Consider the following 11,434-nt stretch of genomic DNA (forward strand, 5'->3'; position numbering starts at 1 on the left):
GATATGTCACGTTTATTATCACGTTGGCAGCAGCCGGACGCGCAAGGGTGTACGCAGTCAGTGACGCCGGAAAGCGCCGGTTGGGGATATGTTGGCTTTAGAACGTATGAACTGGAGGAAGGGCAGCAGCTTACGCTGCCCGCCGTCAGCGAAGAACGCTGCCTGGTACTGGTCGCCGGACGCGCGACCATCACCACGCCGGGCGCAACTTTTACGGATATCGGTGAGCGGATGAGCCCGTTTGAACGCATCAAACCGTGGGCGGTTTATGTCACTGCTGGTGAAACCATACAGGTTCAGGCGGTGACCAGACTGGAGCTGGCAGTCTGCGCTGCGCCGGGGAAAGGCACGCACCCAACGCGGTTGATCGCACCTAAGGATATTGACGGGGAAGCGCGCGGCAAAGGTCACAACCAGCGCTACGTGCACAACATCTTACCGGAAGATAAACCCGCAGATAGCCTGCTGGTGGTGGAGGTGTGGACCAACGAAGGTTGTACCAGTTCTTACCCAAGCCATAAACATGACACCGATAATCCCTCGCAGGAAACCTATCTGGAGGAGACTTACTACCATCGCCTCAACCCGCCGCAGGGATTCTGTATGCAACGGGTCTACACCGACGACCGGTCACTTGACGAGTGTATGGCAGTCTATAACCGCGACGTCGTGATGGTGCCGAAAGGGTATCACCCGGTGGCAACCCTGGCGGGATATGACAGTTACTACCTTAACGTGATGGCCGGCCCGGTTCGCAAATGGATGTTTACCTGGGAAGATGAACATGCGTGGATTAACAGGGATTATCCGGTTGATAAGTAAGGTCATGAATGGCTTTGTTAAAAGCGAGTCGTTTTTTTCCCTCCTTTTGTTGAGTAAAAAGGGGAGGAATGGGATGACGGTTGGCGCTATTTAAGTGCTCATTATTCTCATCGCTCGCCTGGCCATGAGAATAATGCAAGCGTCGATATATTTGAGGTTATGGCAGTAGCCGGGGTGCTCTCGAAAACACCCCGGCTATCTTTTGTTTATATCCCGATCAGGAATTTGGTTGATGGTTCTCAACTACCCAGACGGTGAGTACTTTTTCCAACGTTTTATCTCCCGTCGTTGCCTTCGCTCTTACCCAACTTACACCGGCCGTATCCGTTCTCAGTTCAGAGTAAGCATTCCCTAACTTAAAGTTGGTTTTATCCGGCGTCATCGTAAAGGTTCCGCTGCCGGGTTTGGCTTTGCTGCCTGCGCTAAATTCGACACTGCCGTTTAACGGGTTACCGAATTTATCCTGCAACCGGGCCATAAAGCCTACCGGCTCAAGGTTGGCAACGGCATAGCCAGGATCCTGCTCCAGAGTGAGTACTGGATTCTGGGCGTCGGCATTCAGCGTTATCGAAGCATTTGCCGAGACATTGCTACCGTGTTCAGCCAATGTGGCGGTCAGCGTGTAACGACCCGCCTTATTACCGCGGACATTTACCGTCGCAGTACCGGAACCATTGGTGGTGACAAGCGTATTGTCAATCACCAGAGGATCGCGTGGCGATGGGCCTGTAGCCGTAATTTTCAGCTTACGGTTGCTGACGCCGTTCCCTGATGTATCGGTCAGATGCAGGGTAAACGCCACGTTATCCACATCACTGACTACGGCGGATGTAGTTGACGGTTCGATCGTCAACGCGGCATTTTGCAGATCCGATACCACCTCAATCGCCTTACTCGCCGTAACGCGTTTACCCTCTTTGATGAAGGTTGCCTGCAATTGATAGTGCCCAGCTTCTGCGGCAATAAAGGTTGTTGATGCCATTCCTTTCTCATCCAATGTCAGTTCGGACTGGCCCAGTTTTAATCCACTGGCAGGGGAACTGGTCAGGTGCACGTCACCACTAAATGGGTTGTTTTCACCGTCGACAACCTGTACCTGAATTTCATGTGCCGCTGATGCGTTTGCCACAATGCTCTCAGACGGTGCGGTCAAATTCAGCACTGCGCTGTTAATATCAGGTACGAATTCCAGGTCAACGCTTGAGGACTCAACGCTGTGCTGCCCATCTGTAACCCTGGCATTAACGGTGTAATGACCTGCCTTAACCGTAGTTAACGTTACCGTCGCGTAACCGTCTTTATTGGTGGTGATTTTCTCCGGGTACACGAGCCCTTGTGGCGTTACGATAAGCTCCACTTTCTGTCCTTCAACCGACGCGGCGGTATTGTTGAGCATGATCTCAAGCGTGGCACCATCGCGACCGTTTGCTGCAATATTGGTGATTGCGCCATTGTCTTTGGCCGTCAGAGACAATGTTGCCCCCTCCATTGCAGAGGCAAATGTTACGCTTAGCGATGAGCTGATGTTCCCCGCGCTTAGCGTAATATCATAAGTTCCCGGCGTTGAACTGGTCAGTGAGAATCTTGCTTCACCTTTGGCATCGGTCTTCACAACGTTCTCCCCATTCGCGATCTTAACCTGTGGCGGTAACGCCAGAGTGACCGTGTATCCGGACAGCGGGTTCCCATAACGGTCGGTCAGGGTAACGACCGCGATATTACTCTGTTTGCCATCCGCCAGTGCATTGTCCTTGGTCAGGTTAAAAGCCTGCACCACCGGTTGCGTTTTGTCGGCAATCCAGTTGGCTTGTTTTTCCAGTCCGGAGAAATCATGTTTTTGTGACGTCACACCAATGCGTGTCGCCTGAGCCAGTTCAGACGTTGCCTTAGCGCTGTACACGCCGTCTTTCTCTTCTACGGCAGTAAAACGGACTTCGCCGCTGGCTGACACTGCATAAAAACGTAAGCTGTCGTCGCCGGTGATGGCATTCCCGTCTTTATCTTTTGCTTCTAACGCCAGGCTAATCGGGTGTCCAACGACCTGCTCCATGGGCATTACCGTGAATGTCGATTTTGCCGCCTCGGCGGAAACCGCTTTTAGTGTCACCGTCAGGGTTTCTGTTTTACCCAGGACTTTAGCGGTGATGCGTGCCGCCCCCGCCGTTAAACCCGGCGTCAGCGTGGCGGTATACACCCCGGAGCGGGTTTCCTGCACTTCACCAAGTTTTGGAGCCTGTGCTGAACGCTCACGATTTCTCTGTGCGTCAGGCGTAAACGCTAAAGACAACTCAATGTCATGTGCAAGCCCTGTTAACGGATTACCATTGGTATCTTTAAGCACCAACGTAACCGGATGCTGTGACTTCCCGTCAGCCGCGATGATCGGTTGCTGCTCGCCGTTCAATGTAAAATCCATTGTGCCGACAGAGGCTGAACTCCCCGTCACCGTCACGTTCATCACCGCATAGTTAGAGACATTTCCTTTAACATCTCGCGCCGTTGCACCGATTTGCCAGTGATTAGTGCCGCCTGGTGTATAAGCGGGTAACGTCAGTTGCCATGATGTGCCGCTACCGGAAATGCGTCCGCCAGCGGCGGTAAATGCGCTATCGTTCCACTCTACCGACTGAATGCCCCAGTGGGATTTATCCAGCGAAATAGTCACCGGAATAACGGCGCCACCTTCCCCCTGTACGCTTTCAGGCAGGCGGATTTTCAGAACCGATTTTTTGCGGTATTCCAGAACAATATTGTTATTTCGTTCGACAAAATCGTAGCGTCCGTGCTGAACTTCGCGCATTAACGCAACATTGTCGCTGTCCAACTGCTTCGCCAGCGGGATGCCGGGGCGATAGTTAATCTCTATGCCGAAGCGTGAATCATGAGTATTGCTCTGCCCCTGCTTGTGTTCAGCGGAAAGCGTAACTAGAGGGACCGGCGTATAGCTGATCCCGCCTGTAAAGGCGTACGGATTTTCCTGAAGATGATCGCTGCCAAAGAGGCCGACATTCTTGCCGTAATACTTTTCATATTTAAGCGATGCGCCCAGTTGCGGATACGATGGCAACCAACCTTGGGTATAGATATCCCAGCCATCCGCCGGACGTTCCTGATAATCATCCAGATCGTGAGAATCCTTCCATTTTGATAATCTTAAATAAGCATTTGCGCCTGCGCGTAAATAATCTCGCCAATACTCAACGCCTGCACCCATACGTGCGTGATGACGACTTAAATCGTAGTCATAAAATAAGTTTGCGCCCAGCATTGAATTATCCGCCGTGAAATAGCGATAACCCATGCCGATATTAGTTTGGGTTCTGTCATCGGTACGGTGAAGCGATGTCTGGCTAAATAAAACATGCTGCTTTGTATCAACCCACGGATAAAGGAAATCGAACGCCGAATCTTTCAACGAGAAAGCGTCATCGACGTTGAGTTGAATACGCGCATTACCGTACTTCTGTAGCCACTCTACCACCTCCTTCGTTGCCTGTGCTGAGACGGTATTGGCAGCAAAACTGCCCGCATGGCCGTTTTCAATACTTCTGCCAGCCTGCGCGGCGAGAGAAGACAGACCGCGCAGTTCTTGCTGTTCTGCGGTGGCCTGCGATGCCTTAACGGCTGACGCATGGCTGATGGTTGGCGTGAAGCTAAGAAGGGCAGGATACAGAGCCTGCAAAGCGATTGTTGACCATGCGACAACCTTATTAACGGGGCCTGTTGCCCCATTGCTCCGCGAAATTTTCTTATTTGACATTTGTAACTCCAATATCAATTAAAAAAATCAAAGGTTATTCCATGTACTGAACGGGATGCGTAATATATGTATTTAGTAGGAAAATTCAAGAGTTATTCATGGAGAAGTTAACTGGATATTTTTACACTATGCGGCGTTGTGGGCTGGCTAACGATGTCGAACGTTTAAATGACGAATGTATTTAAAAAATACGTTTCTTTTTATCGTGACGATTTTAAGCTTGTAGGGATATTATTTAACCATGGTCGTTCACTGTTAAATAAAAAGAGTTATCAGGAAATTAATCTGCCTGTTCGTATTCAGCTATCATCACGTTCTCCGGATCTAAGTCTGGAACGTGTCAACGCTTTCAGGACGGGTCAATAGACACAAAAAGCCCTCAGCTTGCGCTGAGGGCTTTCACCGGTGTTTGGGCTGGCGTCCTTGTAATTGGTGTGGGAGGTGGTTGAGTTTGTTGGATATTTTGATTTTTTGCGGGGAAGGGAAGGCGCAAAAAGAGTGGCGATGATGTTGATATGGAAAGGATTTTTGTATCTGTTTGATTTTTAAGTTGATTGTTGAGGGCTGGGTTTTGCGTGTTGCTTGAGGCCTTGGTGGACGTTATATGCTTGTCGTTCGTTTCTTCAAGTGAACGTTTCTGTCGGATAATTCACTCTCTTGAATTTTCCAGACTGTAGACCATGCTCATCTAATACACGTGAAAAACAATAGCGTCATCTATCGCATAAGGAGATACGGGTAGATGGCTTTTGGTATAGCCAATGATGTCCCTTTAACAATAAAGAGAGCACCATGCTTGAACTCCGTCCTAATTGCGAATGCTGTGATAAAGATCTGCCACCTGAATCAAAAGAGGCATACATCTGTTCATTCGAATGCACATTTTGCGTCGATTGCGTGACCCAACGGCTTAACGGCCAGTGTCCGAACTGCGGAGGGGAGCTGGTGCGACGTCCAATACGCCCAGAAGCATCCCTCCTGCGATACCCTGCATCCAGTCAGCATCACTATAAACAGTAGAGATGAAAACTATGTTCACTCCTTGTTTATAACTATCTTCGTGATCTTGCTAGCCGTCCGCTGAGTGCCAGGACATAGCTATTAATCCCAAGGAGCAGATCACATTTCCAAGTAACGTCTATACCATGATGCCTTAATTAGATAAGCTTGTCCGCCTCGCTTCATAGATTACAGCGTTCCAACATAATTCGCTCTTCACATTGGACGTACGAGCATAGCTGTCCATTAACTACACTTTTATCCTTCATTTCTTCGGATAGTAAATAGATGCCGCGACCATCGTAGCTGACTCTCTTACCGTTATCAGATTGGCTGAATCTGCTGTGACTTGTTGCCGATGATAGTGCAACAGGCCCAACGACACGGTCTTTGAACTCTGTGAGAGTAGTGGAAAACCAAGATATTCCGCTCTAAATGTGGATAGATATAGTACATGTAAGAAAATTTTCAGCCGTCTTGATAAAATTAAAAGAACCTACTAAACAATAAAGGAGGCTGGTGTGTTGCAGGACACTGGGTAAAGTAAAAAAGTAAGAATGATCACGTTTTTCACCAACATTGCAGGTTTTGAACACCAACTTAGAGAAACGATGATGGATAAATCAACTGCAAAAAATGAAACGGTAGGTTGTACAAAATCATTTGGCTTTATAGAGCTTAAACCAAATTTTATTTCAGCTGCTGATTATCTCATTTGCAATCCAAATCGAGTTGTTGCATTTCCAACACCTAATTTTGAGTGGTGGCTTCCAGAAAACACTAGTTCTGAAGTCTTTGAAATAGTTGCTCCTGCGTATCAAGCTGGGCGGCTGCTGGGTGAGGCTCTATTAATGCGAGATTTCCCTGAGGAAATAGTAGCTACTGTTATATCCAGCGCACGAGCATTTCAAGTCATGGGTGCATCACATCAATGCCTGCTACAATTTGTGATTATTAAGTCAGACACCCTAAGATTTGCTGATAATGCTATATTTTCGTTACACCGTGACTATGATAGAAATTACCCAAGTATGATGATAACTCGACTTGTTCAGGTCATCTCAGGTGCTCCTACAATCTGGTGTCAGAAAGAAGGAGAAAAGGCATCTTTATTTACATTGCCATTCCCTCACGCTGTGATTTTTAATTCAAATTTTGAGTGTGGACCTCTGCATTCGTCACCGCCAATGGATTATATTCGCATCTTATTTATCGGAACTCTTTTTTCTCGGAGGTGTTATTGAACATCCTATTTTTAGGCGGCAGCTTTACTGCTGATGGGCGTCTGCCAGAGATTTTCAAAAAGCAATATGAAATAAAGTATGGCGAAGTGTGCAATGTTGCCTCCCGCACATTCCGTCAGGCAAAATTGTGCGAGCATTTTATTTCGAAGGAATCAAGGGAGCTTCTGAATTTCAGAAACTGGGATGTGGTGGTTCTTCAAGAGCAAAGCAAACTTCCAATAGACAACCCAGAAGAAGCACTAAAATCCATCATGACCTGGAAGGAAGCTATACCTAGGAATACGCTATTGATACTTATGATGACCTGGAGACGCAGAGAGGATTCTGCTGATTGTGATCGTTGGGCAAAGCACCTTGATTTTTTTAAAAAAGTCCATTCGGCTGGTGTCTTCGTTTCACCTGTCGGCCTTGCTTGGGAGATTTATAAAGGAGTATTTCCTCGGCAAGAGTTAATGGAAGAAAATTCAAGCCACTCAAGTCCAAAAGGTGCAGAGCTTTCTGCTATTTGCCTCATAGAATCGCTATCAGCATCAGCATCAGCATCAGCATCAGAAGTAAGAAGTGATAAATGGAAGAGTCAACCATCTGGAATGCAACTATCCGCAGTCGCGGCACATAAACTATTCATGGAGTGTGAAAATGTCATTAATTGAACGTTCTTTAGAGCATTCAGCAAAATTTTGGGCTATGGAGTATGCAATTGGTAAGCTGTATTTTGAAGTGCCTAGTGAACAAAGAATATCACATATCGAGCAACAATGGCTCAAACTTCAAATATGGAAAGAGTGGTATGGGAGCGGTGTTTACGGTAGGCCAGGAACAACGGTGACAGGAATGATTGGAGAGGCTGCATTACATCTTACACCATTGAACCCACTAGTTGATTACATGCAATTGCGTGAGTATTTTTCCTATTTGACATTTGCACAGGAAGAACTTTCACATTACATAGGTCTAATGGACATTTATGTCTCAAAATTCGGCTCCGAGATTCGTGACAAATTAGAAGACTGGGGAGAAATACCTGCTAGTCGAAATCTCACTATACATAGAGAAACCCTGCGAGGACATCATCTGGGTGAAGTTGTTATTCGCTTATCAGAAGGCGGTGGATTAGGTCTTTTCTATGGAATGAAGAAAGCCTTCAGTGGGAGAGTTCTTTGCGACTTTGATTCAGAACTTCTTAAAATTGTTCACCAAATACTTAATGATGAGGAAGTACACTTAGCTGGTAATGTAAAATTCGCCAAGTCAATTCTAAAACAGGAGGGAGAATATCAATACGTATCGGAAACACTTGCTGAAATTTCCAATCAGAAATTAAAAGAACGTGAGGAGCAGTTTTGTATACCACGCGACACGATTACTAAAGATTTCCTGGAGGCTGCAATGAGTGAGTACCTCCATGATTACTATTACCCGCTTATTAATACCGTTAACGGATAGATGATATGAAAAAGAATATTCAGCTCGAAGCACCATCTCATCCTACTAGAGGAAGGCGTCGTTCTCATACTGTTGTAACACGTACAATCCTTTGTTCCGATATTGTTGGGGCTAAAAAACTTTATGAGAATCTTACAGGTCCAAAATATTCTGCAGTTCTCGATAGACATATTGATTTGGTTTCAAAATGTGCCGCAGAAATTTCCGCCGAATTTATTGAGGTAGATGGTGATTCTGTTTATGTCGTGATGGATGCACTATCCTTAGAGCATATAGATTTGGCCGTAGCAATCCAAAGAGCGGGTGTTGGATTGCCATTTGGCTATTCGGTTGGCATTTCACAGGGCGAGGTTGTTTCGGTTTTCGAAGAGGGGACAACAAAATATGAGGGAGTCACTATTGTTAGGGCCAAAGCACTCGCTAGAATAGGGAGCGCAGGTGCTGTATTTATCGACAGCAACCTCGTCAGCCAAGTGAATTTACAGTTACTTGGTGGCATTACGTTAGGCTCCAGTTTTAAGTATCACGCATTACCATATTTTAATAGTCCGGGAGATGTATCCGAGATAATCTGGTCGCATCAAGCATTTGGAGTTAAAATATAATGCCAAAACAATCCGAGCTCCTATTTAAATCACATGGGAATTGCCTGAGATTCTCTGGGGTATTAAACTCTGAACGATTGCTATTTCAGGGTGATAGCCATGAAAAATATTGGGAATCAATTGAAAAGTCTCTCGCGGAAGGCGTAGGTTTTTTTGGTTTTGTCTCCTTTGATTGTTTTAACGAGTACCGTCGAAATGAGCCCAATATGGCGCTGGCAGGTTTTGTAGAAATTGATAATTTCGCATGCTCACCATTATTACATAAGCCAGAGGTTAAGGGCGATTTGAGATGGGGGGGGTGGGAAACTAATCGCAAAAGCGAATGCCATTTTCTACAAATGGCAAATACGGTTATCAGGGGGGGGGAAGAACTAAAAAAACCAATGGAGCGCTTAACCGTAGCGCGGCGTATACATGCAATGAGCCCAGTAGATGGGCTAGCGACCTTTGAAGCAGCATTCCCTCACCGCTGCTCAAGAGCCTTCGCTGCTAATATAGCTGGGTATGAGATGGTTGGCGAAAGCCCGGAACTCTTGCTTGCGGGGAATATTCGTCATTTTCGGACATATAAACTTGCCGGAACTTCACCAAGATCACATCACAATGAGCAGGATAAGAAATTGCGAGCACAGATGTACACTTCAAATAAATTGCTATATGAGCATGAGCTTTCAGCCGAAACAACCTTCGGGGTACTTTCAACACTCGGCCAAGTAACTAAGCGAGGGACATATATTCTTCCCCTCAGGCATCTAAGACACTTTGTCAGTATTTTAGAAACAGTAGTCTCCCCTGATATAAAATTTCGAACCATTATGTCTGCAGTATCCCCCTCTGGTGCTAGTCCTCGACATTTAGGCCTGCAAGCTTTGAGAAATATGGAGCAATACTCACGCGGCCCTTACTATGGATTGCTGGGCTATGTAATGCCTAACGGCGAGTCCGAATTTGTTCAAATCATCAGAACAGTTATCCGGACACCATCATACCCTATTTGGCATACATGGGTGGGAGCTTCTATAGTGCGTGGAAGTACTGCTAATAGTGAACTGGAGGAAACTAAATTAAAATTACAGCAAATTAATTATATTACATGCCCTCCCTTCTGATAAACAATAGAATTAGTTAAGTGTGATTTTTATATAAAGATAAATATTTAAGATAATCTGCTAATATAAGGTGCTTAATCTAAACGTGGATTTTTCAATAGGGATCGGATCCGACCGGTATGATGTCTTCACGAACATTGTTCATGTGGAAGAGGCTCGTAGTGTTATTATGTATGCTATCTCGTTTCGCACTGACTGTTGGCATTGGCGCACTGCCGCTGATCAAGTTACCACGATGCAAGTGTAAGTATCCCGCATAATCGTGCCATTCACATTTAGAGATCCGCCGGCATAATCACTCTGCCAACAAAGGAGATCGCTATGCGTAAAGCCCGTTTTACTGAGCATCAGATCATTGCCGTAATTAAATCGGTTGAAGCCGGACGAACCGTTAAAGATGTCTGCCGGGAGGCCGGTATCTCTGAAGCCACCTACTACAACTGGAAGTCCAGATACGGCGGCATGGAGGCTTCTGATATTAAAAAGATCAAGGATATTGAGGACGAGAATCGGCGTCTCAAACAGATGTTTGCCGACCTGAGCCTTGAGAACCGGGCGCTGAAAGACGTTATCGAAAAAAAGCTTTAAAACCAGCCTTTAAGCGTGAGCTGGTCACTCATCTGATAACGACATTTGGACTCAGTATCCGTCAGGCCTGCCGGAGTCTGAACCTGAGCAGAACAGTTTACCATTACCGTCCGGATATCACGCGGGACGAACCCGTTATTGTCGCGTTGCAGGCAGTGGCAGAGCGATACCCACGGTATGGTTTTCCAAAACTTTTCCAGGTTCTGCGGCGGCAGGGATACCCGTGGAATCACAAAAGGATCCATCGTATTTATTGTCTGCTGAAGCTGAATTTTCGCCGTAAAGGCAAACAACGGTTGCCGGTGCGTAATCCCTCGCCACTGGCCACACCGGAAGCGCTGAACCAGAGCTGGTCTGTCGATTTTATGCATGATGCTCTGGTCTGTGGCCGTCGTTTTCGCACGTTCAATGTCGTTGATGACTTTAACCGTGAGGCATTGTCGATTGAAATCGATCTGAATCTGCCAGCTTTGCGCGTGGTCCGTGTACTCGACAGGATCGCGGCAAATCGCGGCTATCCGGTCATGCTACGCATGGATAATGGTCCGGAATTTATCTCACTTGCACTGGCTGAATGGGCAGAGCAACATGCAGTAAAACTGGAATTTATTCAGCCGGGTAAGCCGACGCAGAACGCTTTTATTGAGCGCTTTAACCGAACATACCGTACAGAAATACTCGATTTTTATCTGTTCAGAACGCTGAATGAAGTGCGGGAAATCACGGAAAGATGGGTGTCAGAATATAACTGTGAACGCCCGCATGAATCACTGAACAATATGACGCCGGAGGAATATCGGCAACACAATCATTTGGCCGGGGTCTCAAAAAATGCCTGGAACTAAAACGGGTCTATTTACA

At 46.6% G+C, this 11,434-nt stretch carries 9 protein-coding genes; 8 read left to right on the plus strand and 1 reads right to left on the minus strand.

Features of this window, described 5'->3' with window-relative positions:
* The first annotated feature begins 3 nt into the window (after positions 1–3).
* Positions 4–822, plus strand: coding sequence for a 5-deoxy-glucuronate isomerase (gene iolB, locus OGY09_RS03565; RefSeq protein ID WP_032944636.1), 819 nt, complete (start codon positions 4–6; stop codon positions 820–822).
* A gap of 217 nt (positions 823–1,039) precedes the next feature.
* Here iolB and OGY09_RS03570 read toward each other — a convergent pair whose 3' ends face one another.
* Positions 1,040–4,582: an inverse autotransporter beta domain-containing protein gene (locus OGY09_RS03570; RefSeq protein ID WP_286589950.1), complete on the minus strand. Its 3,543-nt coding sequence runs from the start codon at positions 4,580–4,582 to the stop codon at positions 1,040–1,042.
* 792 nt (positions 4,583–5,374) lie between these two features.
* Between OGY09_RS03570 and OGY09_RS03575 the strand changes: the two genes are divergently transcribed.
* The 7 genes from OGY09_RS03575 to OGY09_RS03605 all read left to right on the plus strand — a co-directional run bounded on the left by OGY09_RS03575 (position 5,375) and on the right by OGY09_RS03605 (position 11,418).
* Positions 5,375–5,602: a DUF1272 domain-containing protein gene (locus tag OGY09_RS03575; RefSeq protein ID WP_071992568.1), complete on the plus strand. Its 228-nt coding sequence runs from the start codon at positions 5,375–5,377 to the stop codon at positions 5,600–5,602.
* 536 nt (positions 5,603–6,138) lie between these two features.
* Positions 6,139–6,825: a hypothetical protein gene (locus tag OGY09_RS03580; protein WP_032944630.1), complete on the plus strand. Its 687-nt coding sequence runs from the start codon at positions 6,139–6,141 to the stop codon at positions 6,823–6,825.
* Positions 6,822–7,478 carry a hypothetical protein gene (locus OGY09_RS03585; RefSeq protein WP_275399128.1) on the plus strand — a complete coding sequence of 219 codons (657 nt, stop codon included), beginning with the start codon at positions 6,822–6,824 and terminating at the stop codon, positions 7,476–7,478. Before OGY09_RS03580 ends, OGY09_RS03585 begins: the two co-directional genes overlap by 4 nt.
* Complete coding sequence (locus OGY09_RS03590) at positions 7,465–8,271, plus strand: hypothetical protein (RefSeq protein ID WP_032944627.1); 807 nt, start codon at positions 7,465–7,467, stop codon at positions 8,269–8,271. Before OGY09_RS03585 ends, OGY09_RS03590 begins: the two co-directional genes overlap by 14 nt.
* A gap of 5 nt (positions 8,272–8,276) precedes the next feature.
* Positions 8,277–8,876: a nucleotidyl cyclase domain-containing protein gene (locus tag OGY09_RS03595; protein ID WP_032944625.1), complete on the plus strand. Its 600-nt coding sequence runs from the start codon at positions 8,277–8,279 to the stop codon at positions 8,874–8,876.
* Positions 8,876–9,985 carry a chorismate-binding protein gene (locus OGY09_RS03600; RefSeq protein ID WP_032944622.1) on the plus strand — a complete coding sequence of 370 codons (1,110 nt, stop codon included), beginning with the start codon at positions 8,876–8,878 and terminating at the stop codon, positions 9,983–9,985. The genes OGY09_RS03595 and OGY09_RS03600 overlap by 1 nt, the downstream gene beginning before the upstream one ends.
* Positions 9,986–10,306: 321 nt before the next feature.
* Positions 10,307–11,418 (plus strand): IS3 family transposase gene (locus tag OGY09_RS03605; protein ID WP_115642877.1). Its coding sequence is split into 2 segments (ribosomal slippage): positions 10,307–10,568 and positions 10,568–11,418, totalling 1,113 coding nucleotides; the frame shifts between segments, so codons are not numbered across the junction.
* The last annotated feature ends 16 nt before the right edge of the window (positions 11,419–11,434 follow it).

The organism is Citrobacter sp. Cpo071 (genome assembly GCF_030332765.1).
GTDB classification, from domain to species: Bacteria; Pseudomonadota; Gammaproteobacteria; order Enterobacterales; family Enterobacteriaceae; genus Citrobacter; species Citrobacter portucalensis.

Bases quoted from the DNA above. Each gene is read 5' to 3' on its own strand.
- OGY09_RS03570 (WP_286589950.1), bottom strand. From the start codon at position 4,582: ATGTCAAATAAGAAAATTTCGCGGAGCAATGGGGCAACAGGCCCCGTT.
- OGY09_RS03590 (WP_032944627.1), top strand. From the start codon at position 7,465: ATGTCATTAATTGAACGTTCTTTAGAGCATTCAGCAAAATTTTGGGCT.
- OGY09_RS03580 (WP_032944630.1), top strand. From the start codon at position 6,139: ATGATCACGTTTTTCACCAACATTGCAGGTTTTGAACACCAACTTAGA.
- OGY09_RS03575 (WP_071992568.1), top strand. From the start codon at position 5,375: ATGCTTGAACTCCGTCCTAATTGCGAATGCTGTGATAAAGATCTGCCA.
- OGY09_RS03600 (WP_032944622.1), top strand. From the start codon at position 8,876: ATGCCAAAACAATCCGAGCTCCTATTTAAATCACATGGGAATTGCCTG.
- OGY09_RS03595 (WP_032944625.1), top strand. From the start codon at position 8,277: ATGAAAAAGAATATTCAGCTCGAAGCACCATCTCATCCTACTAGAGGA.
- iolB (WP_032944636.1), top strand. From the start codon at position 4: ATGTCACGTTTATTATCACGTTGGCAGCAGCCGGACGCGCAAGGGTGT.